Source organism: Brevundimonas sp. (assembly GCF_041648115.1).
Lineage (GTDB): Bacteria > Pseudomonadota > Alphaproteobacteria > Caulobacterales > Caulobacteraceae > Brevundimonas.
Genome location: NZ_JBAZPR010000001.1, coordinates 53,035 through 74,972 on the forward strand (window position 1 = coordinate 53,035; position 21,938 = coordinate 74,972).

Annotated in this window: 19 protein-coding genes; 9 read left to right on the forward strand and 10 right to left on the reverse strand. The window is 65.1% G+C overall.

Annotated elements, in window-relative coordinates; genetic code table 11:
• Positions 1 to 2 precede the first annotated feature (2 nt).
• The 3 genes from WC597_RS00275 (at position 3) to WC597_RS00285 (ending at position 6,082) form a co-directional block, all read left to right on the forward strand.
• On the forward strand, positions 3 to 2,063 hold the full coding sequence (locus tag WC597_RS00275; protein ID WP_372691222.1) for a DUF3732 domain-containing protein: 2,061 nt from the start codon (positions 3 to 5) through the stop codon (positions 2,061 to 2,063).
• Positions 2,064 to 2,192: 129 nt separating this feature from the next.
• On the forward strand, positions 2,193 to 4,196 hold the full coding sequence (locus WC597_RS00280; protein ID WP_372691223.1) for an ATP-dependent endonuclease: 2,004 nt from the start codon (positions 2,193 to 2,195) through the stop codon (positions 4,194 to 4,196).
• Positions 4,193 to 6,082: a UvrD-helicase domain-containing protein gene (locus WC597_RS00285; RefSeq protein ID WP_372691224.1), complete on the forward strand. Its 1,890-nt coding sequence runs from the start codon at positions 4,193 to 4,195 to the stop codon at positions 6,080 to 6,082. Before WC597_RS00280 ends, WC597_RS00285 begins: the two co-directional genes overlap by 4 nt.
• Positions 6,083 to 6,285: 203 nt before the next feature.
• Here WC597_RS00285 and WC597_RS00290 read toward each other — a convergent pair whose 3' ends face one another.
• Both WC597_RS00290 and WC597_RS00295 read right to left on the reverse strand, forming a co-directional pair.
• Complete coding sequence (locus WC597_RS00290; RefSeq protein ID WP_372691225.1) at positions 6,286 to 7,662, reverse strand: transposase; 1,377 nt, start codon at positions 7,660 to 7,662, stop codon at positions 6,286 to 6,288.
• Positions 7,663 to 8,218: 556 nt separating this feature from the next.
• The gene (locus WC597_RS00295; protein ID WP_372691226.1) at positions 8,219 to 8,965 is read right to left on the reverse strand and encodes a Slp family lipoprotein; all 747 of its coding nucleotides are present in this window, start codon (positions 8,963 to 8,965) and stop codon (positions 8,219 to 8,221) included.
• Positions 8,966 to 8,995: 30 nt separating this feature from the next.
• Here WC597_RS00295 and WC597_RS00300 point away from each other — a divergent pair, with 30 nt between their 5' ends.
• The 6 genes from WC597_RS00300 to WC597_RS00325 all read left to right on the forward strand — a co-directional run bounded on the left by WC597_RS00300 (position 8,996) and on the right by WC597_RS00325 (position 13,401).
• Positions 8,996 to 10,285 carry a tetratricopeptide repeat protein gene (locus WC597_RS00300; protein WP_372691227.1) on the forward strand — a complete coding sequence of 430 codons (1,290 nt, stop codon included), beginning with the start codon at positions 8,996 to 8,998 and terminating at the stop codon, positions 10,283 to 10,285.
• 388 nt (positions 10,286 to 10,673) lie between these two features.
• Positions 10,674 to 10,865 carry a hypothetical protein gene (locus WC597_RS00305; RefSeq protein WP_312599465.1) on the forward strand — a complete coding sequence of 64 codons (192 nt, stop codon included), beginning with the start codon at positions 10,674 to 10,676 and terminating at the stop codon, positions 10,863 to 10,865.
• A gap of 434 nt (positions 10,866 to 11,299) precedes the next feature.
• The gene (locus tag WC597_RS00310) at positions 11,300 to 11,464 is read left to right on the forward strand and encodes a hypothetical protein (RefSeq protein ID WP_372691228.1); all 165 of its coding nucleotides are present in this window, start codon (positions 11,300 to 11,302) and stop codon (positions 11,462 to 11,464) included.
• A gap of 111 nt (positions 11,465 to 11,575) precedes the next feature.
• Entirely contained in the window at positions 11,576 to 12,235 is a 660-nt protein-coding gene (locus WC597_RS00315; protein WP_372691229.1) for an HPP family protein, read from the forward strand.
• Between the two features lie 195 nt (positions 12,236 to 12,430).
• Positions 12,431 to 13,111 (forward strand): Crp/Fnr family transcriptional regulator, encoded by a 681-nt coding sequence (locus tag WC597_RS00320; protein ID WP_372691230.1) that lies wholly within the window; start codon positions 12,431 to 12,433, stop codon positions 13,109 to 13,111.
• A 92-nt stretch (positions 13,112 to 13,203) separates the two neighbouring features.
• The gene (locus tag WC597_RS00325; RefSeq protein ID WP_372691231.1) at positions 13,204 to 13,401 is read left to right on the forward strand and encodes a hypothetical protein; all 198 of its coding nucleotides are present in this window, start codon (positions 13,204 to 13,206) and stop codon (positions 13,399 to 13,401) included.
• 193 nt (positions 13,402 to 13,594) lie between these two features.
• Here the strand turns inward: WC597_RS00325 and WC597_RS00330 are convergent, their stop codons facing one another.
• The 8 genes from WC597_RS00330 to WC597_RS00365 all read right to left on the reverse strand — a co-directional run bounded on the left by WC597_RS00330 (position 13,595) and on the right by WC597_RS00365 (position 21,874).
• Complete coding sequence (locus WC597_RS00330) at positions 13,595 to 14,887, reverse strand: DUF3363 domain-containing protein (protein WP_372691232.1); 1,293 nt, start codon at positions 14,885 to 14,887, stop codon at positions 13,595 to 13,597.
• Positions 14,888 to 15,150: 263 nt separating this feature from the next.
• The gene (locus tag WC597_RS00335) at positions 15,151 to 16,089 is read right to left on the reverse strand and encodes a DUF2493 domain-containing protein (RefSeq protein ID WP_372691233.1); all 939 of its coding nucleotides are present in this window, start codon (positions 16,087 to 16,089) and stop codon (positions 15,151 to 15,153) included.
• Positions 16,090 to 16,391: 302 nt separating this feature from the next.
• Entirely contained in the window at positions 16,392 to 16,862 is a 471-nt protein-coding gene (locus tag WC597_RS00340) for a GcrA family cell cycle regulator (protein WP_372691234.1), read from the reverse strand.
• 126 nt (positions 16,863 to 16,988) lie between these two features.
• Positions 16,989 to 17,414 (reverse strand): single-stranded DNA-binding protein, encoded by a 426-nt coding sequence (locus WC597_RS00345; protein ID WP_372691235.1) that lies wholly within the window; start codon positions 17,412 to 17,414, stop codon positions 16,989 to 16,991.
• A 29-nt stretch (positions 17,415 to 17,443) separates the two neighbouring features.
• Positions 17,444 to 17,791 (reverse strand): hypothetical protein, encoded by a 348-nt coding sequence (locus tag WC597_RS00350; RefSeq protein ID WP_372691236.1) that lies wholly within the window; start codon positions 17,789 to 17,791, stop codon positions 17,444 to 17,446.
• Positions 17,792 to 17,935: 144 nt separating this feature from the next.
• A complete protein-coding gene (locus WC597_RS00355; protein ID WP_372691237.1) occupies positions 17,936 to 20,167 on the reverse strand; it encodes a ParB/RepB/Spo0J family partition protein in 2,232 nt (743 codons plus the stop codon).
• A gap of 37 nt (positions 20,168 to 20,204) precedes the next feature.
• A complete protein-coding gene (locus tag WC597_RS00360) occupies positions 20,205 to 21,137 on the reverse strand; it encodes a toprim domain-containing protein (protein WP_372691238.1) in 933 nt (310 codons plus the stop codon).
• Complete coding sequence (locus WC597_RS00365) at positions 21,134 to 21,874, reverse strand: RadC family protein (RefSeq protein ID WP_372691239.1); 741 nt, start codon at positions 21,872 to 21,874, stop codon at positions 21,134 to 21,136. The genes WC597_RS00360 and WC597_RS00365 overlap by 4 nt, the downstream gene beginning before the upstream one ends.
• Positions 21,875 to 21,938 lie beyond the last annotated feature (64 nt).

The window sequence follows — 21,938 nt, forward strand, 5'->3', positions numbered from 1 at the left end:
GCATGAAGCTGTTCATCCGCGAGATCATCATCTGGCCTGAGGACATTCGCCACGAGCCTCGGGTGCTGTCGTTTGATCCGGAGGCGGTCTCTGTGGTCACGGGATGGAGCGGCACAGGAAAGTCGTCGATCGTCAACATCATCGATTACGTCCTGGGCTCCAGCACCTGCTCCATCGCCGTGGGGGTCATTCGAAATACGGTCTCCTGGTTCGGACTGACGATCGAGACGAACGCCGGTCTGATGAGGATCGCCAGGCCGAAGCCGGCAGCTCGCCAGGTCTCGGAGGACATCTGGCTTCAGCAGGGGCCGGAAGTTGAGGGAGACTTGCCCACCCGCCCGCATGCGAACTCAAACGTAGCGCGCCTGAAGGCGCTTCTGGATCTTTACTCCGGTCTGTCCAATCTGGCGCTCGACCCCGAGAAAGATCGAGGCTTCGGAGGCCGCGCCAGTTTTCGAGATCTTGCGGCCTTCAACCTTTTGCCGCAGCACGTGGTCGCCAACCCCTACACGCTCTTTTTCAAAGCTGACTCGTCAGAACACCGTGAGACGCTGCGCCACGTCTTGCCTCTGGCGATGGGCGTCGTGACGAATGAGGATCTCGTAAGGCTGCATCGCCTGCGATTGCTGCGGGACGAGCTGCGCAAGCTCGAAACCGAACTTCGGACCCGTCGGAACGCCATCGACAACTGGAGCGCCAACGCACGTGGGGCCTTCTTCCGGGCGCAAGAACTGAGTCTTCTGCCCGCGGGAGATCCGCCCGGCGACCTTCGTGGACTGTTGGTGGTGCTTGGCGATGTGGTGGCCGCCGGCGGTCAGTCCGTTGCCACACCTGGTCGAGTCTCGGCAGCAGTTACCCGACTCGACGAGATCCGCCGCCATGAGCAGCTTCTCGATCAACAGATGAACGCCGAGCGGCGTCGGCTTCGCAAGCTGCGGAGCCTTTCCCGTTCCGTCGTCGATTACGCCGATGTTCTCTCTGAGCAATCCGCGAGTGTGAAGGGGGTCGGGTGGTTCAAAGCACACCTTTCTGGAGAGTCCTGCGTTCTCTGCGGCTCTGATACGGAGGCCGCGAAGTATGCGTTGGAGGAACTCGCCGAGCCGATCGCCGAGCTCGAAAGTCTTGCGACCGGAGCGACCTCGGCTCGGCCCATGGTCGATCGCGATCTAATCGCAGTCCAGGCCAGGCTTCTTCAGATTGAGAGCGAACTGCTGACGCTTCAACGCACCCGGCGAGAGTTCGAGATCACTGTCGATCGGGAGCGGGGCCAATCACAGAGCCTCGAAAACATTTATCGTTTCATTGGCTCCACCGAACAGGCTCTTCGGATGCTGGGAGACATCCAGGGCGACGAAGGGCTTGAGGCTCAGGTCGCCAAGATCCGCGGGGACATCCGTGAGATTGAACGCCAAGCCAACGACGACGAGCGGCGCCGTCGGGCGCTCGAAGTGCATGAACGAATTTCTGGGTACATCACACGATTCATCGAGCAGCTCGGGATCGAAGGCGCCGAAGGTAAGCCGATGCTCGACGAACGCGAGCTGAACCTTCGCTTTGAACGCGAGGGCGCCAAGACGTCCGATTTCCTGTGGGAGATCGGAAGCGGCGAGAACTGGATGGCCTATCATCTGGCCGCCTTGCTAGCGCTCCACGGGATCTTCCTCAACCGAGGACAGCACAATCCGGTCCCAACCTTCCTTGTCATCGACCAGCCCAGCCAAGTCTATTTCCCAAGCGACACCTTCGAGCAGATCATATCGGAAGGCGACCAAGGGGCTCCAGTCCAGGTCTCGACCGATGCCGATCAGCGTCGAAAACGTCGCCTCAGCGATTTAGAGAGCACGCGCAAGATTTTCTCGAACTTGGCGCGGGCGCGCAGCGCCTTCGGGTCCCGCCTCCAGATCATCGTGTTGGACCACGCAGATCGTCACGCATGGGGAGACATCGAAGGGATCACAGAGGTCGCCAACTGGCGGGGCGCCGAAGATTTCTTGATTCCGGCGCACTGGATTGAAGGCGGTGTCGCTTCGGAAGCTGAGGACCCGGAGTCTGAGCGCGAGTAAGCCGACGCCCAGCGGATGGTCTGCCAGCGGTTTGTCGCTGCCTCTTGTCGAGCCCTCCAAGGGTTGCCAAAAAGGGCCGCAAGTAAAGGTTGCGACGTCTTCACGTGTCGCGCCCAAGGGAGCGGCGTCTTGCACATCGAACGTCTCGAAATATCCGGCTTCCGATGCTTCGGGCCGAGCCCGATTCCGATCTCTCTCGACGAAGGTTTGACCGCCTTCGTCGGCGTGAACGGCGCAGGAAAGACCGCGGTTATGCTCGGGCTTCAGCGGCTCTTCGGCGTCACCGCGGACCAACGGAAGCTCCGGCGACAAGACTTTCACGTCCCGGCTGCGGAAGTGAATCCGCCTAACGAGCGCCGGTTCGCTATCGAGGCGGTTTTGGCCTTTCCGGAGCTCGACGATCTGCTCGCGGACGCGTCCGCCGTTCCTGAGTTCTTCTCCCAGATGGCGACGGACGACAGCGGAAAAATGAAATGCCGCTTGAGGATGGAGGCGGTTTGGACAGATGACGGGTCCATTGATGGGGCGATTGATCACACTTATCGCGCCGTTCGGACCATGGGTCCGTTCACGGACGCTGAGTGTTCGGACCTAAAACCCAAGGATCGGGCCAGAATTCAACTGATCTATGTGCCGGCGTCACGCGACGGCATTTCGCAGGTGACGGCTTTCTTGCGTGGACGCTTATGGCGGGCGATCAACTGGTCGGAAGGCACGCGGACTACGTTCGCTTCGGCGGGCTCGGCTCTGAACAACGCGTTCTCCGGCGAGCCTGCGGTAGACGCCGTCGTGGCAGCCGTCACGAAACGTTGGCAGCAGGTTCACACCGCAGGCACGGACACCACACCGGTGTTTCGGCCTATCGACCTTCGGTTTGAACAGTTCATCCGCAAGGCTGAGGTTCTGTTCCGCCCCGACGAGGCAGGACGCGAGCGTGGCCTCGATGAGTTGAGCGACGGCCAGCGATCTCTGTTTCATCTCGCCATGACTGCGGCGACGCTCGATGTCGAGGCCAACCTCGCGAGGAATCCTCGTTCCGATGGATTTCAGCCCGGTGGTGTCAGCGTTCCCGCACTGACCCTGATCGCCGTCGAAGAGCCGGAGAACAACCTGGCGCCGTTCTACCTCTCCCGTATCGTCCGACAGATTCAGGAACTGACCGCAGGCTCGCAGGCACAAGCGATGCTCTCGAGCCACTCGCCGAGCATTCTGGCGCGGGTAAAGCCCGAGCAGGTCCGTCATTTCCGCATCGAGCCGAAGACTCGCGCCTGCCGCGTGAGGGGGATCAGATTGCCGCCGATCGCGGAAGAGGCTTCGAAGTTTGTTCGTGAGGCCGTACGCGCCTACCCCGAGCTCTATTTCGCCCGTTTCGTGATCCTCGGCGAAGGGGCCTCCGAAGAGGTGGTGCTCCCGCGCCTCGCCGAAGCCTTTGGCCTAGACATCGATCGGTCTTTCGTGGCGGTGGTCCCGCTTGGGGGCCGCCACGTCAACCACTTGTGGCGGCTGCTTGTCGATCTGGACATACCACACGCGACTCTTCTGGATCTAGATTACGGCCGTGCGGGCGGAGGCTGGGGGCGCATCAAGACCGCTTGCGCGCAGTTGATGGAAAATGGCGTCCGGCCTGACCAACTGTTCCAGAGCCCGAGTTCGGCGGGCCCTTCGGCTGATCTGGCGGCCTTCGACACCTTCCCCGCCGCCAACTGGACGAACGTCCAGGCGTGGGCGAGACACCTCCGAAGATTCAATGTTTTCTTCTGCGAGCCGCTCGATCTGGACTACTCGATGCTGATGGCGTTCCAGGCCGCGTATTCATCGCCAGAGCCCGGGCGTTACAGACCCTCAGCCGCCGGGGAGCCGCGAGACGCGGTGTTAGGCGACGGCGGCAATCACGCCCTCTACGATACCAGCCAGGACACCCTTCTGCGTTGGTATCGATACCTCTTCTTGGGGCGAGGCAAACCAGGCACCCATGTTCGGGTTCTCAGCGGTCTCGACAGTCAGACCCTCGCTGCGGCGGCTCCGGGAGAACTGAAGGCCTTGCTAGGCTCCGTCGCGGCCCGGCTCGATCCTCCGCTGCCGCTGCCGCCGCCGCCCGGGCCCATGACCCTGACCGTTTCGCCGACGACATGACGCTTCGGTTCATAGCGCCCGACGAATGGAGGCCGCGCGGGATCGATGCCCTCGAACCGGCCGCGTGGACCGCGCTACGCCACCCTGCCTCAACCTCCGTGGTCGCAGGCCCGGGGGCAGGGAAGACAGAGTTCCTAGCCCAGAAGGCCACCTATCTACTGGAAACGGGCCTTTGTCGCCCGCCTTTCCAGATACTGGCCATCTCCTTCAAGGGCGATGCCGCCGGCAATCTGGCGGATCGCGTCAGACAACGGTGCCCTGCTGAGTTTTCGGATCGGTTCACGTCGATCACGTTCGATGCCTTTACCAAGAACCTGGTCGACAGATTTCACACCGCCATTCCTGCAGAATGGCGCCCGACGAAGCCCTATGAGATTGCCTTCTGGGATTACAAATCGACCAACTACTGGCTCACTCGAGCACGGCTGGCCGCGCCAGATCCATGGAAGGCCGAGATCGAGGAGATCGGCCCGTCGAGTTTCGAGGGCCGCACAGTCGGGGCCAGACGAATGCTCGTTCCTCACCCGGAACCGCAATCCGGGGCAGACTTTGCGACCGCACGGTGGTGGTCAGAGCAACGGGGTGCGGGAGATCCATCCAACCTGACTTTCGTCACGTTGAACCGCATGGCCGAACTGCTTTTGAGATCGAATCCTCAGATCGCGAACGCGCTCCGCGCCACCTATCCCTTCATCTTCGTCGACGAGTTTCAGGACACCACTTTCGCCCAGTATGATTTCCTGCATTCGGTTTTCGGAGGCAGCAGTTCGGTGATCACCGGCGTCGGAGACGACAAGCAAAGGATCATGGGCTGGGCCGGCGCGAGGCCCGACGCCTTCGCCCGACTGGAAGCGGACTTCCACGCTCTACGGGTGCCGCTCCAATTCAATTTTCGTTCTTCACCGGATCTCGTCGCCATCCAGCATGTCGTCGCACGCGCCCTCGACCCGGCGTCGCCACAGGTTGAGGCCAAGGCAGGCAAACTTATCGACGGCGACGTGGCCCAGATTTGGAACAGTCCGACGCGCGGACAGGAGACCGGCCATCTGGCGACATGGATGGCTGACGACATGACGCGTCGAGGACGTCGCCCACGCGACTATGCGATCCTCGTCAAACAGAAGGCAGAGGTTTTTGACACCGAGCTGCGCGCGCCGATGGCCGCGAGCGGGCTACGTATCCGCAACGAGAGCGCACTTGTCGGCAAAGTCGCGCTTCAGGATCTGCTGTCCGACAGCCTTTGCCGGCTCGTCGTCGCTGCGCTCAGACTCGGGTCCGTCCAGCGGTCGCCTGCGGCTTGGCAGTATCTGTCTGCGGCAGTCTCGGCCTTGAGAGCCATTCCACCCGGCGACAGTGCTGCGGACGCGCGGGCCGAAGCCGCCTTGTCCCGTTTCTTGGTCGGCCTCAGGAAAGAGATGACTGAAACTCCGCCGTCGGCCGTAGCGGCCGTCAACGTGGCGGAGGCCGTGTTGACGTTCCTCGACCCCGCCGCTGTTCAAAGAACCTATGTTGAGTACGGAACAGGCAACCTTCTCGAGATCATCGTGGAAGGTCTCCTGCAGCATCTCATGGCTTCGGCGACCGGCGTAACCACTTGGACCGAGTGTCTGGATGCCTTCGAGGGCATTGATCAGATACCGCTGATGACCGTGCACAAGAGCAAAGGTCTTGAGTACGACACGATCATCTTTATCGGCCTCGATGATCAAGCGTGGTGGGCGCACAAGCCTGGAGACAAGGAGGGCCTCGCGGCGTTCTTCGTCGCTCTCTCCCGCGCCAAGCAGCGAGCCATCTTCGCATTCTGCCAACAACGTGGGCAGCGAACAAAGGTCGCGGAACTGTATGCGCTGCTGGGGCAGGCTGGTGTTCCGGAGATTTCTATCTAACCCGCGCGGACGTGGCCGTTTACTGAAGGCTCTAAGCCCGAGTCCTCACTGAGACCGCTGCAGTTGATCTAGGATGGCCAGAACCGGAAAGCAGACCTTCTTAACCGCCGCTTTGAGTCGATCCCGTTGAAAAAGTCGCCTGACTGATCGGCTTGAAGAGCGGCATGGTCAGGCTGTGGCGGGGTTCGTGACGTTTCAGGCCTTCAGGCGGGTGCTGGGGCGGGCTGTAGCGGGATCAGACGGGCCATTTTGCGCAGGTTCTGGGCGGTGGCGGCGAGAAGGAACTCGTCGCGGGCGCCGCAGGGACCGCGAAGGCGCAGCCGGTCCAGCCTGAGGATGCGCTTGAGGTGGGCGAACAACATCTCGACCTTCTTTCGCTCGCGCCGGGAGGTGACGTAGGCGTCGGTCCTGGCGATGTCTCGGGCGACGTCCCTGGCGTCTTCGTGGATGGAACGGGTCACCTTCCGAGCCGGCCCGTTGGGGCAGCAGTTGGGCTTCAGCGCACCGGCATCGCAATCGATCTTGGAGGCGCGATACCGATAGGTGTCATCCGGCGGTGTATCGGGGTGATCGGCGCGGAAGGCTCGCCGATATTGCTTCAGTTCCTTGTCTCCTGGGCAGCGATAGAGGTCGGCGGCGCGGTCGTAGGAGAAGTCGGCTCGGGAGAAGGTCCCGTCCGTCCGGCCGGACTTGTCGATGATCGGGATGTGGGGTGCGATCCCTCGGTCGTTGACCAGCCATTCCAGCATCTCGGCCGAGCCATAGGCAGTGTCGGCGGCAAGGCGATCGGGGTGGAGATCATGCTTATCCTGAACCCGCTCGATCATGGTGCGGGCCGCAGTCAACTCGGCCGGCCGCACGGCGGTGGACGCCTCGACATCGACGATGACGGCGTGCTTCAGGTCGATCAGGTAGTTGGTGGCATAGGCGAAGAAGGCCGGCCCCTTGTTGGCGGCGGTCCAGCGCGCGGCCGGATCCACCGGCGAGATGAACTTGGGCGTAACCGGCGTGGCCGCGCCGAACGCCGCGTCGTCCAGCACCGCCAGATACTCGTCGATGGCCCGGCTCGACGCCTCGGGCGGCAGACCGGGATCGCCAGGCACGCTGCGCTCGCGGTTCGCCTCGGCCTTGATCAGGCTGGCGTCCACGGCGAAGCCCTCGCCGCCGACCAGGCCTTCCGACATGCACCGACGCAGGACCGTGTCGAACAACTGACGCAGCAGGTCGCTCTCCCTGAATCGGCCGTGGCGGTTCTTGGAGAAGGTCGAGTGATCCGGCACGGCGCCGTCCAGACCCAACCGGCAGAACCACCGATAGGCCAGGTTCAGATGGACCTCTTCGCACAGCCGACGCTCCGAACGAATGCCGAAGCAATAGCCGACCAGCAGCATCCGGATCAGCAGTTCCGGATCGATCGAGGGCCGACCCATGGCGCTGTAGAACGGGGCCAGATGCGCTCGCAGACCCTCCAACTCCACGAACCAGTCGATCGACCTCAGCAGGTGGTTCGCCGGGACGTGATCCTCCAGCGAGAATGTATAGAAAAGAGCCGCCTGATCGACCCGCCGCTCACCCATCATCACGCTGCCTCCAGCCTCAATGACCAGAGTGAATCAGCCCCTGAAGCCCGTGGCAATTGCCGACTTTTTCAACGGTATCCGCCAAAAACGGACATTTGCTTTCGACTCGAAAGCAAACTTTCGGTGGGCGTCGGCCGTTCTTTAGCCGGCAAGCCACCCGCCTTGGTCGCCCCGGCCTGACTGCGCTCGCCGCCCCCCCCAAAACCCCAGCCCGGCCCCCAGCGCAAATATTCCGCTAGGGACGCCGATCAGCATGCCCACCCAAAGCAGCGGCCATGTCGCGAAAGCCTCTCCAGATTTCAGTCCAAGGTAGGCCACGACGACCGATGCAAAAGCCACGGGCAGGCAGCACCAGCCTATCAAGGCACGCCTGCGAAAGGGGACGGTGCGAGCGCGGCCGATCGCGACTCCCCCGAGAGCTCCAAGGGCAATCATCACAAGGCTGAACACAAACGCACCTCTCGTCGTCGGAAGTTGAAGTGAGCTCCGCGCATTGGGGTTGGAAGGGCTGCGCGGGCTTTGGACGTCCCCTTAACGCCTCAGCTCCGGCCATCCGTCAGTCGATCATACCGGTTTGCGGACTTAGAAAACCGTATTTGCACTCGGGGCTGTCGTCGCCCGAAAGACAGTCCGACCAACGGAATAGGTTTTCGATCTGGACGACGGGACCGTTCCTGTCTCCGCCGCCGGAACCTATGTCGGTCGTGCCCGAGATGCGACCGATGATCGTGACATTGGTCAGCTCATGAACCAGCCTCGGGTCGTACGCGCTCGCGGCGCAAGCTTCGAAGTGTTGATAGGTTGGCGTGTTGGTCCAGAGAGGCTCGCCATCCTCACCGCTGCGGGCATAAAGTATGGTCAAGCACACGCCCTGATCGGTTGCGGTGATCCGCTCTACGGCGCCTGCCCAACGGATGCGCTTGCCACGGTGTCGCTCCTCAACCCCCTGCTTAGGGCTCAACGCAGCAACCGAAACTGTCCTTAAAACCTCGAAGTCGTCGGAGGCCGCGCCCGCTTCCGAGGGCGAGGGCGCGGCGTAGGGCTCGGAAGACGCGAGAGCCGTCCGAGAGCCGTCCAACGCCACGGGGGTCGGAGACGTGACGCATCCCGACAAGACCGCACAGCTGAGAAAAACGCCTGCGTTCAGTCTGCTCGACATCTTGAGGAGGCGAATTTTCATTGAGCATGCACTTCCGGCTTGGGCAGATGCGCGCGCGATCATCAAACCATAGGTCGGCGGTGACCACACCCTTCGACGTTTGCCTATACGGCGGTTGGTATTTTGGGCCAGCGCGTGCAGCATCGGGACCTAACTGCGGCAAGGGTTGATGTGATGGTGCGAACGACGCAACAGTTTAAACAGAAGTCCGTCGGCTCGATTGTGTCGCACGCTCTGGCTTGCGCGCTGCTCGTTGCGGGCGTCTGGACGTCGAACGCCGTCGCTGCGACCGAACGTTCGGGCGAGGAAATCTTCGTCACCTGTCGAATCGAAGGGCGCGATCGGCAGGCATCGGTATCTCTCAGTGATAGCGGCGCAACCTATCGTTACGGACCTTCGTCGTCAAAGCCGGAGCTGACCCTGTCGAGCCCCTTGGCTGACCTCGACTATGTCCGCCACAACGGCCCGGCGGGAACGGTCGACGAGATCATGACCTTCGCGAATGGAGACACGACCTACCAGTTTGAGACAGGCCTTCGCAACGGCGCGCAGCCCGATCCCTCCGCCCTTCTGCCGTTCGGACACCTCACCATCAGTCGCAGCGGCAGCGAACTTGCTCGTCTGCCTTGCCGTCCCGACACGATTGAGCGCGCACACGACCGGCTGCTGGCGCGCATGCGCGACATCGGGCAGGAGCGGGCGTCGGACGGCGTTGGCTTTCCAAACTATACTATTCATGACCTCGCGGCCGCATCGGCATCTGCGCCTTGCGAGGTCGAGAACAACGTTGACACCTGCTGGAGCCGCGGCGTCAGCGCGGCACGGGGCGGCGATCTGAAGGCCGCGTTAGAACACTACGACATGTCCTGCGCGGCCCGCATCATGACTGCAGGCTGCTACGAGGCCGGCAAGCTGTATCTCCAGAACCGCCAGCTGCGCGACTACGTGCGCGCCAGGCAAAGTCTCGTGCGCACCTGCGACGGCGACGATTCAGGTCAAGGACCCTACGCCTGCAAATACCTCGGCTGGATGTACCTCACGGGAACCGGCGTCGAGCGTGATCTAACCCAGGCCTTCGTCGCGCTATCGAAGGCCTGCTTCCTGCACAACGACGCCATCCTCATCGACGGGGAAGGCTGCCATTTCCTCGGCCAGGTGATTTTCGAGACGCGGGCCCCATCCGTCCGCAGCGAGACGAACGTCGATTACCTTGCTTTCCTGTCGTTCGCACAGGGGTGCACCGACGAGGCCGAGACGGTTTGCAATGAAGGCCGCGCCCTCCTCCGGCGGGGGCAGGCGAGCGCCGCGCCATGGATCAAGCGTTGCGATCGAAACGTCGGCCGTTACGGCGACATAGGCTCATGCGCGGAGTTGCTCACCATTTCGGCGGACTACGACGTCCGGCAGGCGATGCGGCGACAGCTCAAGTCGCTCTTCAACCAGGCCTTAGCCGCCCCGGAATAACGCCCTGGGTCGCGTTTCAAGAGCGGCAGCTGAGCAGCAACTTCACAGATCGGGCGGGCGGCGCGCTGGCGTGGTTATCTGCAAGCCACGCCCGATGACGAAGCGCACGGCGTCGAATGGCCTTGGGGTTCATTGTCATTCTCCAGATTGTGGTGGTTGCGCGCGATGGGTGCGCGCGATACCGTCCAGACTGAGCCTTTCGGCTCGCTCTAGCGGGGAGCTAAGGGCCGGAGGTTCCGCAGATGCCCCGGCCAGTCTTCCAAATTTGCCAAGCCGTGCAGTGAGGCGATACGGCAGAGCTGTCGCGGCTCATGCCCGAACTGCGTCGCGCGGCCCGGCTGGGCGAGGACACATTCGGCCGGGCCGCATTGCTGAGATGGGGGTTGCGATGGATGACGGGACGCTGGAGCGGCGCGCTATGGGGGCGGAGCAGCTGGTCGCCGCCAAGATCACCGAGTTCGGGGCGCACTTGACGGCAGGCGACCGAGCAGCGGCCGAGCGAGCGCGCACCGAAGCCCTTGCCGCCCTGGAGGTTCACCTCGACCTGACCGATCAGTTGATCAGCCAGACGTTCGCGTAGACCCTGTCATACGTAAAAACATACTTGGCAATTGATCGACTCGCGTTATCTGAAAGGTATCCGGGAGGGAATATCCGGACAGGTCCGTTCCGAACCTTCAGTGGCTCCGGGGCGGGCCAACTTTGTCAGGTCGGGTTGGGCGGCTGGCGCGCCTATCTGAATGCGCGATAGGCGCGCGCATGATTGCTTCAGATGATGGGCGCTTCCATCGCAAAGCTTCGATTGGCTTGCAGACCCGGCAGGCGCGGATCCGCAACCGCTGACGACAGCCGCACAGCCGATACCTGATCAGACAAGCGTATCATCCGACCCGTTGTAGACATTCGCCCCAACCTCACTTGACACACCTTTCGGCGCATTGCCGGTCGATTTGACCTTGGCAGTGCCAAAGCTGCGCCATACCGTCAACGAAACAGTTGGAGGGGCGGAAATAAATGCGGCATCTTCTAGAGAAGGGTTTTCCGCTTGTCGGCGTCCTCTTCCTTGCCCTGGGCGTTTTCAAGCTCATTCAAGGTGAGAACTGGGTGGTTTGGATCATCCTCGGCATCGTGTTCGGCGGCTTAGGGCTGTTCAGCCGACGCAAGGACAAGCAGCCCTAACAAGCCATCAAGCGGCAGGTCTGGCCACCCGCGCCAGACGCCAAGACCGAGACGGCCGTTGCGGACCTGGGACGGCTGTGTGAAATGCCCGGCATTACGCGGGAACTCACCATGAAGTTATTTCGTCCGATCGTGCCCGGCACGACGGCCAGAGATCGGATTTTGGCATGCGTGGGAGCGTTTGTCGGGATCGTAGCGACAGGGCTGGGCGCGCAATTCACGCTGGGGTCGAACACTGCAGCACCCATGTTGATGATCGCTTCCATGGGCGCCTCGGCAGTTCTGGTTTTCGCGGTTCCGGCTAGTCCGCTAGCGCAACCCTGGCCCGTGGTTGGAGGCAATGTGGTGTCGGCGACTATCGGTGTGGCGGTCGCGACACTCTTCGATGATCCGATGTTCGGAGGTGGCGTCGCCGTAGGAACGGCCATCGCGATGATGTCTCTTCTTCGCTGTCTTCACCCGCCGGGCGGCGGAACCGCTCTCATACCGGTGCTTGCAGGCGCCGGCTCGCCAGCAGCCGCGTGGCTTTTTCCCTTACTGCCGGTCGCGCTCAACGCCATCCTGCTCGTCGCAGTCGCCATGCTGTTTCACCGCTTTTCGGGGCGCCTGTACCCGCGGGTCATCACGTCTGTTTCTACACCGCGCCTTTCGATCAACGATGAAGACATCGCTCACGCCCTCTCGCAGCTTCACGAACCCCTCGACGTGAATCCCGTGGACCTGCGGACCATCGCGACCCTAGCGGCTGAGCACGCGCGACGTCGCGGGTGAGCCCCCCATTGGGAAACTCAGGAGACTCCGCCGCAGGGCCATATCCTGAAAAGTCCGGTTTCAGCGCTGACGCCCATGGCGCAAGCCGACGCATAGTGAACACTGATACGAACCAACGCCACCCGGTCATTTACCGGCTCTATTGAGCGAGCGCCCAAACTCGGATAGCCCTGATATCTACAGTCGGGGGCGTCGATGACCAACATCAGCCAGCGGAACGCCTTGCTCAGTCAACTTGAGCCGCAAGACAAAGCTGACCTGATTTCCATCATGTCCGATTTCGATTTTGAGGCGGGGCACGAGTTCGGCGAAGTCGGAGATGATATCTCCCACATATATTTCGTGAACCACGGCATCATCTCAGCCGTCGCGACGATGGAGGATGGTCAATCTGCCGAAGCCTATATGGTCGGCTGCGAGGGGTTCACCGGCGTCACGGCCTGGCAGGTTCCCGCCGAAACTTCAGTGCGCTTCTTCTGTCACCTTGCCGGGAACGCGTTTCGCGTCAAAGCCGCGAAGCTCCGAGGGCTTGCTTCGCAGAGTGAGAGTCTGCGGACCACTCTCGCGAGTTATGGCGCCGCTCTTCAAGTGGAACTTGAACAGGCCGCGCCGTGTAATGCGATCCATTCCGCAACACAACGGTTTGCGAAATGGTTGCTGCGCGCGCACGACCGCGCGAACGGAGACACGCTCTTCATGACGCAGGAGTTCCTAGCCAAAATGCTCGGTGTGCAGAGAACGACCGTCAACGATGCCGCCCAATCGCTCGCGGCTGCGGGCGCGATCTCGTACTCCCGTGGCAGGGTCACCATCAAGGACCGGGCCGCCTTGGAGCGCGCCTCTTGTGAGTGCTACCTGACGCCAGAGGGCACATAGTTGCGCGCTGAGAGGCGCCCTCTCAACCGCAATGTAGAGTTTTAGACAGACATTTCGCTCGGCGCCCTTTCCTACTGAGCTGGGAGGATGGGATGGCGCGCTACCTGCTGCATCTGCATGATGGACCGGCGACACCGCCGATTACCGAGACGCTCGACGTTTCTCATGACGCCGATGCGCTCGACTTGGCGCAGGTCGTTCTTCTCGTAACCGCCGTCTATACGCATGCTGAGGTCTATCGTGGTCCAACCTTGATCGGTTCGTGCAAGCGGGACAGCCACGCGGAGTAGGACGTTGCCGGACACTGCCCCTTCGCAGACGAACTTTCGTTCCCACCCGCTCAGACGTTGAGGACCTCCGCTGCGTAAGCTCATCGCCTAACGCCGATAGCGGACGATCCGAACGTATCAGATGGGTCACACACGTCCTGCCGCGCGACAAACCTCCGCGCCCGTCACCCCGCGTCCCAACCCGGTCATCGCCTCACCGCTCAAGCCCGCTCGATCGCCCTCTGACCACCTGGGCCATCCCATTCCCTCCAGCGGTCAGGATCAGGCTCTGACCCGCTCGAACCTGTGACTCCGACCTTAGGCGTGCGTAGTGCTCCACCCCTCCGGCATCTCTGACGACGACATAGGGCTGCAGGCCCATCTCATCATGGAACCCCGTCTTCACGACGACGCCCTGTACGCGGCCGCCCTCTAGCGCGCGCACCTCCCTCGCCCCCTCAAGCCGCCGCTGATTGAGCGTCCGGATAATGTCGCGCCGCGTCTGGAGCGCTCGCAATCGTGGTTCCAGGTCGGCGTCCAGCCGATATCTCCGTCCTGTCCGGACCGCCAACCCCAGACCTTCGAGAGTCCTGAGCCGCCCTCGCGTCAGAGCGGACCAGACATCGGTCGCGCCGACGCCGTCGTCCACCACGCCGGCCTCATCGGCCGCAGCGATCAAGCGACGATCGAGCCCGGTGAACCGCTCCGCCTGGGTTTCTTTCCAGACGCGTCGCTCCGCATCGATGCGCGACAGATCACCGAGCCGCTCTTGCGCGATCTCCTGCGCCCGGGCCCGGAATCCGTAGCCGACATAGTCACGCGGAATGACCAGATCCCGGCCGTCCGCCCGCCGCCCCCGCACCAGGACGTGGGCGTGCGGCTGGTCCGTGTCGTAGTGACAGGTCGCGACCCAGCGCAGCGACGGCTCGCCCAGGTCCGCCGCGACACGTCCCATCACATCCCGCACATAGCCGGGCAGATCGGCGATCCGGTCGCCGTTCTCCGGAGAGACGATGAACCGGAAATGATGCCGGTCTGCGCCCCAGCCTTCCGTCGCCATCCGCCCGTCCACCCCGTCGAGTTCACGGTTGAAGAAGTCAGGCCGCGCCCCTTCAGCGCCGGCGCCCGCCCGGCCCAGATAGGCGACGTGGGCCGCGAGGGCGGAGGCCCGTGCGGCGGCCTTGCCGACATGGCGAGACACCAGCGCCTTGACGATCACCCGCTGTCGGACATCGATCCGGAACGCCCGCCCCGACCGTCTCTGGGCCGCCCGCAACACGCCCGCGCGATCACCCAGAGCGAAGACGCGCGACGCCGCCAACCGAACGAACAGGGCGGTTCTCACATCGGTCTTGTCACACTTGAGACGCGTCGGAAGCTGGACAGGCACGGCCGCATCCGCAGGGCGGCCGGTTCGATCTTCGAGGTCGGCGAACCGGTCACGCACGAGCATAGGCGGAGCCTCCAGGACGACCTCGACCGCCTCGGCGCCCGTGACTTGCCACAAGTCGTCCGGACCGAGCGACAGGTCGCTCAACTCACGGAGAAGATAGCCGAAAAGCGCAGCGCCCGCCGCCGCCTTTTATCTTGCCCTAAGCCCCTATCAGCAGATTCTCGGGCAGCCTCATCAACACCGATCAAACGCCATCAACACCGATCATGAGCGTCGCCAGCCGGGTGCGCCGCCGGGCCGAGGATCTGCGGGGGCTTCACACGACAAACAAAAACCCGCCCGGCCGAAGCCGAGCGGGTCGTGGGACGGCCGACGTTTCAGGTCGATCGGGCGCGGATCGGCACATGCCGCAGCCCCTGGGCCAACGCCTTCTGCCCCAGATTGAGGGCGGGACCGAACGGACGCGGATCGCTCGCTCTCTCCCGATCCACCGACTGGACCAGGGTGAGGCAACAGCTCGGCTCGAGGGCGATGAGGTCGTCGTTCGCCCTGAAGGGGGCGGCCTTGCCATGGGCGTCGAAGTCCGCTCGGGCGAGGATCAACGTCACCCCCTTCTGCTGAGCCCATTTGATGGCCAGCTTCTCCGCGCCCTTGGCTCCAGTCGTCGCCAGGGCCATGCCGGGCCATTCCTGTTTCGCCCAGTTGAGGGCGTCGAAGATTCGCCCCGCATCCACCGCCGTATCGGCCGAGGGCGCGCCGCGGAAGGCGACGACCGGACCGTCAGGAGTCGCCTCTCCGGCCCGTCGGCTGCGGATCGCCCGGATCGCCTGTTTGGCCTCCAGCTGCGCCGCGGTCAGGTGGGTGCCGCGCCGACTGCCGCGCCAGGCCGTCCAGACCTCTCCGGTCGAGACCGTCCAGGTCTGGGAGGCGGCGTCGCGGATCAGTTCGCAGGCCCGGGTCGCCGCATCGCCGGCGCGGGCCTTTGCCGTCGCCTCCTGCAGCTCCGTATCCGCCGCCTCCGAGCCGTCGAAGTTTCGATCCAGGGCGCGCATCGCATCGCGCGCCCTGTCGGCGTCACGCTCGATCCGTCCCGCCGCCGAGTGGAAGGCGCCGATCAGCGCCTCTCCAAGAATTGTCTGATAGTCCTCCAGCGCGGTGTCGGCGATGACGTCGAGCAGCTCCGTCATCAGCGCGCGGCCGAGTTGCTCGAGCGCCGTCTCGCTGGGGTGCGGACGCGGATCGCCGAGGGCGCCGGTGAGATCGTCGAAGGCCGAGTCGGATTTCTGGAAGAAGGCGGGCGTGTTGAAGGTTTGCATTCTAGTCATCCTCTGAATGAGGTCGAGCGCCCCATGCGCAACGACTGAGGATTTGGGCACGGCGGGGTCCCCGGCAGTCACCGGAGCGACGCGCTCTTCGCGGCGTGAAGGGGAACGGCGCAGCCGTTGACTTCCGGGGTGACGTGACAAGATCAGAAGGCGTTGTGTGGGGGCATGTCGGCCTCGCCCTTCGCGAGGCCGACCCCGTTCGGCGCCGCGCGCCGATGCCGTCGATGATCCGGACAACATGTCGAAGGGCGGCGGCTATCGCCGCCGCCCCCTATCGATCCGCAGATCGGCGCCTAGTCCAGCGGACCGGCGTCCAACAGGCTTTCCGCCACGAACGGACGGCGCTGGTAGCCGAGGGCGGCGTGCGCCAGGCAGAAGGCGCCGCGCTGGACCTGCGCTCCGCATAGACCGAAGGTCGCGTCCCGGGGTCTCCCGAGCGGCCAGCGGCACTCTCCGGCCCGGATCGTCAGGATCGACCGGCGGACCGCCGTCTGTCCTGCAGGCGAAGCCGGAACGACAACCGGCGCAGTCGAACAGGTCGGCTCGGTGAGCGACGCCGCCGATGGCCCCTCACAAGCCTTCGGCCGCGCGGATCGGGCCGGAGGCCCCGCCAGCGCGCGCTTCAACCCCAAGCGGCGCGCCTTGCCCAAAACAGCGGAGCGGGACACGCCGTCTCCAAGCTGGGTCGCAATCTGCCCGGCCGGCAGCCCCTCAACCCACAGGGCGATCAGCCGGTGCGTTTTCTCCTTCGTCCAATAGCTCATGACGGAACTCCGTTCAGGCCCAAACGGCCCGACCGGCCCCGCCCTTCCCCCCGCCCTTCCCCCCGCCCTCATGACAATGACCCGGCGCTGTTCGCGCCGGGTCACCGTGCTGCGGACGACCTGTCTTCAGAAGGGGATGTCGTCGTTGAGATCGTAGCCGCCGGCGGGTTCCCCCACCTGACCGCCGTCCTGGGTTTCGTCGGCCGGCTTGCCGAACGCGTTCCGCCGGTTCTTCAGCCGGATATCGGACACGATCACGCGCAGATCGTAGTGTTCAACGCCGGACTTGCCGGTCCAGCTGTCGTTCTCGACATGGCCCTGGATCACGACCCGGCTGCCTTTCCTGGCGAAGGCCTGGATGTATTTCTCGGCCGTGGTCTCGTTGAAGCAGAGGCAGTTGAAGCCGGTCGTCCGTTCGCCGGGCGTCCCATCCGCCTTGCGGAACCGGGTGGTCTCCAGCACGCGGAAGCTCGCGCGCTTCCGGCCAGAGCCCTGGGCGGACAGGATGGAGGGATCGGCGGCCAGATAGCCTTCGAGGGTGAGGGTCTGCATGGTCAGTCTCCTGTGAATGAGGCGGGCGGTCAGGCCGCCGCGCGTTCGGCGGCGGGTTCGCGGGCCTCAGCCCAGTCGAGGACGGTCAGCCGGTTCACCACCAGCTCCTTGGCCGCGCGCTCCGTACCGTCTGCGGCGGTGTAGGCGGTGTCGATGAAGGCGCCGACGACGACCGCCTCGCAGCCCTGGGCCAGGCCGCGCGAGATGACCTTCTCATTGAGGCCCTTCGACCAGCTGACGCAGTTGACGCCGACGAGCCGGTCCTTGCCGCCGGCGTCAACGCCGCGTTTCTCGATCAGCCGGAACACCGCCTTGGCGTAGTCCGGGCTGATCTGGGGGTCGGCGGCGAGCCGGCCGGTGAACACCATGGTCTGCATGACAATCTCCTGTGGATTCTGAGGCGTCGGGGAGCCGATCTCCCCCATCCCGTCTCATCCTTCCCTGCCCTTCCCCTCTCCTTTGGCGCGCCCGCTTCCGGGCGATGCCGAAAGCGGGCGGAGCCGGCGACCGTCAGCGGACGCTCAAGCCGCCGACCGCCTCAGCGCGGCGGCGCCTTCCAGCGTGACGACAAAAACGCCTTCGCCATCGCTTTCGGGAATCCCTGCGTCCGCTTCAGGCGGCGTCGGTTCCTGTTCGGGCTCGCCTTTTTCGGCGGTTCCCAGCCCGTCCTCCGCTTCGGCATCGGCCTGCGCTTCGATCCGGCCGTCGCGATCGTCTTGGTCGTCGTAGCCGTTGGGGCCGCCGGGACCGGCGATCGCCTCGCCGCCCTCCGCAACGTCGGCTCCGTGGGCGCCTCGTGGCGCTGCGATCCAGGAAAGGGATGCCGGCGCCCAGGTCTTGCTGACCGCCGTCTCGACCACGCGCGCCATCAGCGCCGGCTTCTTCAGGCCGATCGCATCGCGCGTCGGCGCGTCCATCGCCTCCAGCATCGCCAGCAGGAGGGGCTTGGGATGGGGCTTGAGAAAGACGAGATCCGGCGTCCAGTGACAGGCGATATCGGCCTCGCAGAGCCGGGCCAGCTCCGCCGCCTCGGCGCGGGCCGAGGCTTTGATCGCCGACGTCCGCTCCTCATGGAGGTCGAGGGTGAGCGCCGTCAGATCCGCCAGCAGACCCTGTCGGTCGTCGTCGGAGAGGGCGTGCACCCAGGCGATGACCGTCTCGCCCGACGCCTCCCAGGCCGCACGCCGATCATCCAGCCGCCGGCGCACGACGCCATCCAAGGCGTCGATCACGCGCCCGCCCGTCGGTGCGAAGGCCTTGGCCGCGATCGCCAGCGCGCTTGACGGCCGGGCGCCGCGCACCGGTATCGCCAACTGGCTGAACAGGCGCGCGATCAGCGCCGTCAGGGCCACGGCCGGTGCGTCGGCCAGGGCGCGGATCAACCCGCGCGTCGCCGTCTCGGTCCTGACCCCGTGCAGGGCGTGGCTCACGCCTTCGGTATCGGGGACGGCCCCTTCCGCCTCGGGCGCAGCATAGGCGGCGCCCGTCGCGTCTGGCGCCCCCCCCGGGCGAGACGTGTCCGCTCCCGGGTCGGCGTCGGCCTCGATTTCGGGCTTCTGAGGCGCGTAACAACGCACCTCGATTCCGGTGCGCCGATCCGGACGAAAGACGAGGACCGTGGCGAGGCGGCCGCCGCTCGCGGCTTGGTCCATGGCCAGGCTGGCCTTCGCCAAGACGGTGAGCGCGGGCTCGACGCGCTCCGCATCCGTCGTCTCCTCCAGACACGCCGCAGCATCCTCCGCCGCCGCCTCGTAGCGATCCCGGGCCGAACGGTAGTCGTCGAGTTGGCGCTCGGTGAGATCGCCGCCGTAGACATAGTGGAGCCGTTCAAGATCGTCGGGCATGTCCGTCATCGGCCCGGTCTCAGGACCTGCGGCGACGTGCACCGCCAGGCCCTCCGCCTCGAAGACGAGGGCGAGTCTGCGCGCCCGCGCCGTCCAGGCGGCGGTTAGCCGATCCGGATCGAGCAGGACCGACGCCCGTTCGCCGAACAGATCCGCTTCGACCCGGCCGCCGGATGCGGCATAGCCATCGGCCCCGACGAGGGCGAACCGCGGGTCTTGGGTCGTCACCCGGTTCTCATCGAGCCGCTCCGTGACGCGCCAGTCCGCAAACCCGCGACCCTCGAGGGCGTCCTGGGCCAGGGCGGCCTGTTCCGAAGGATCGACGAGCCGCGCCAGCAGGCGCGCCTGACGCAGGTTCATCCGTCCGGCACGAAGGGCTTCGAGCGCGACAGGCGGCAGGGCGGAAAGCGCCGCCAGACGTTTGATGTCGATCTCGGCATAGCCGAGGGCCCGCGAAATCTCAGCCGGCTTCAACCCCGACGTCACCATCCGGCCGATCGCGGCGATGACGTCGGCGACATGGATCGGCGCAGCCGTATTGGTCAGAACGGCGGCCGCCGCCTGACGCGCCGGATCGGTCTCGACGAAGACCTCCACCGGATGATTGTCCGCGATCCGCCCCTCCGCCGCCAGGTGGCGCAGGGCGAGGAGACGTCGGCGGCCGTCCAGGGCCATGGCCGGGCGTTCGGCGGGCCCGCAACCCGGCCTCACGGTCAGAGGCTGCAGCTGGCCGGCGGCGAGCAGGGTCTCCGCCAGGACTTGAATGTCGTCGTCGGCGGGCTCGCCATAGCGGAGGTTTTCCGGCGCGATGTCGAGATCGGCGAGCGCGAACTGGCGCCGCTCGCGGGCGGCGGCGACGTCTGCCGGCGTCGGGGTGACGGCGCGGCCTTTGGAGCGGGAACGGGTCATGGCGGGATTCCGACCGGCGGCGAGGACCACCCCCGCCCTACCGGCGCCCCTCCCCGCCCTCCCTTTCCCGCTTCCCGTCTGACGTGAACGCCTCGTTCCAATCCCCCCACGGAGGCGGCGGGGTGGCGATGCGACACACGAGTCCCGCCCGCCTCAGGCGGCCGGCGAGGCTCGCAGCCGCGGCCTGACCCGCAGTGTCTCGGTCTGCGGCGATCAGGACCGAAGCGACGCCGGTCGGCGGCGCCCAGGCCGCCAGATTCCCCGCAGACAGCAAAGCCCACCCAGGCAGGCCGAACCGCGCCATGGCGCTCAACGTGGTCATCACCCCCTCCGCCACCAGAAGACGCGATTCCGGGACGCTCAACCGGACAGCGCTGCCGGGCGGAACGACCCCGACGGTCTTGCGCGCCGGCGTCGCATTCGGCGACCGATGGCCGTTGGGAGACAGATAGACGAGTTCGACGGCGGTGATCGCCCCCGCCGGTTCGCGTATGCCCGCCATCAGGGCCGGAAGGCGCCGGCTCCCCGGTCGATAAACGGAGATCGGGACCGCGCCGTGCTGGCGCAGATCCGGTTGCATCGCGCCGAACGCTACACCGCGAAGGCGGAGATGGCGCGCAGCGGGGCCGCCCATACAGATCGGACCGGCCTCATCCCAAAGGCGGGTCGCCGCCAGAATCCGCGCGCGGCGGTCGGGACGCGGCGCAGGATCCCGTCCGCCGTCGATACCCCCGTCATTACAAAGACGCCCCCGGTCATCGACGAGGCCGCGTCGGCGAAGATCTTCGAGCACGACGCGCCAGTCGGCGGCGCCGAAGCCATGAGCGACGACACGCCCCTGGCTCAACAGCAGGGACACCGATCGGTCGGAGGGGCTGTGGCCGGGAGCGGGGATGTTCGCCCGGCGGCCGCCCGCGTACAGATCGCCCCCGACCACGCGGACGACGCCGCCAAGCGTCCCGGGCCTCACATCAACCCCAGGGCGCGAAAGCTGGCGACGGCCTCACGCGCCACCACCACATGATCGTGAACCTCGAGGCCGAGAGCCCGGCAGGCGTCTACGATCTTGCGCGTCATGGCGATATCGGCCTGCGACGGCGCCGGGTCGCCAGAGGGATGATTGTGGACGAGCACCAGGGCGGAGGCGTTCAACTCCAGCGCCCGCCTGACGATCTCCCGAGGATACACCGGCGCATGGTCCACCGTGCCGTCGTTGCAAATCTCGTCGCGGAGCAGACGGTTCTTCTTGTCCAGGAACAGGGTTCGGAACTGCTCGCGGGGCCGGTACGCCAGGTCCGCCCGCAGATAGGCGAACAGCGCCGACCAGGACGACAGCACGGGTTCACGCGAGGCCTGGATCCTCGAGAGGGTGACCGCGAGCCGGCGAAGCAACATCAGGTCGGCAAGCGCTTCGCGCGGCAGGCGGCTTGAGCGCTGGATCTCGCTTGGATCGGCGCCAAGGACCGCGGCCGTCGATCCGAACCGTTCGATCAGCGTCACGACGGCCGAGGCGCAACGCTTTGGACGCAAGCTCCGGGCCAGGAGGTCGCGAAGGAGCGCAGCGTCGTCATGGAACGCCGGCGTCGGGGCTGAAGCCTGCCGCCGGGGCGGGGGCGCCTCCTCATAAGGCGACGGCTGACGGCGAGGTCGAGCACTGAGCGCGGCCTGAACGACAGGGACGACAGGGACGACAGCGGGATGGGACACGAGGGCCTCCTGGCCAGAACGCTCTCGAATCGGAGCGCTCTCCCCCGCCCTTCCTCCCCCTTAG

Bases quoted from the DNA above. Each gene is read 5' to 3' on its own strand.
- WC597_RS00275 (WP_372691222.1), top strand. From the start codon at position 3: ATGAAGCTGTTCATCCGCGAGATCATCATCTGGCCTGAGGACATTCGC.
- WC597_RS00285 (WP_372691224.1), top strand. From the start codon at position 4,193: ATGACGCTTCGGTTCATAGCGCCCGACGAATGGAGGCCGCGCGGGATC.
- WC597_RS00290 (WP_372691225.1), bottom strand. From the start codon at position 7,662: ATGATGGGTGAGCGGCGGGTCGATCAGGCGGCTCTTTTCTATACATTC.
- WC597_RS00295 (WP_372691226.1), bottom strand. From the start codon at position 8,965: ATGCTGCACGCGCTGGCCCAAAATACCAACCGCCGTATAGGCAAACGT.
- WC597_RS00300 (WP_372691227.1), top strand. From the start codon at position 8,996: ATGGTGCGAACGACGCAACAGTTTAAACAGAAGTCCGTCGGCTCGATT.
- WC597_RS00305 (WP_312599465.1), top strand. From the start codon at position 10,674: ATGGATGACGGGACGCTGGAGCGGCGCGCTATGGGGGCGGAGCAGCTG.
- WC597_RS00310 (WP_372691228.1), top strand. From the start codon at position 11,300: ATGCGGCATCTTCTAGAGAAGGGTTTTCCGCTTGTCGGCGTCCTCTTC.
- WC597_RS00315 (WP_372691229.1), top strand. From the start codon at position 11,576: ATGAAGTTATTTCGTCCGATCGTGCCCGGCACGACGGCCAGAGATCGG.
- WC597_RS00320 (WP_372691230.1), top strand. From the start codon at position 12,431: ATGACCAACATCAGCCAGCGGAACGCCTTGCTCAGTCAACTTGAGCCG.
- WC597_RS00325 (WP_372691231.1), top strand. From the start codon at position 13,204: ATGGCGCGCTACCTGCTGCATCTGCATGATGGACCGGCGACACCGCCG.
- WC597_RS00335 (WP_372691233.1), bottom strand. From the start codon at position 16,089: ATGCAAACCTTCAACACGCCCGCCTTCTTCCAGAAATCCGACTCGGCC.
- WC597_RS00340 (WP_372691234.1), bottom strand. From the start codon at position 16,862: ATGAGCTATTGGACGAAGGAGAAAACGCACCGGCTGATCGCCCTGTGG.
- WC597_RS00345 (WP_372691235.1), bottom strand. From the start codon at position 17,414: ATGCAGACCCTCACCCTCGAAGGCTATCTGGCCGCCGATCCCTCCATC.
- WC597_RS00350 (WP_372691236.1), bottom strand. From the start codon at position 17,791: ATGCAGACCATGGTGTTCACCGGCCGGCTCGCCGCCGACCCCCAGATC.
- WC597_RS00355 (WP_372691237.1), bottom strand. From the start codon at position 20,167: ATGACCCGTTCCCGCTCCAAAGGCCGCGCCGTCACCCCGACGCCGGCA.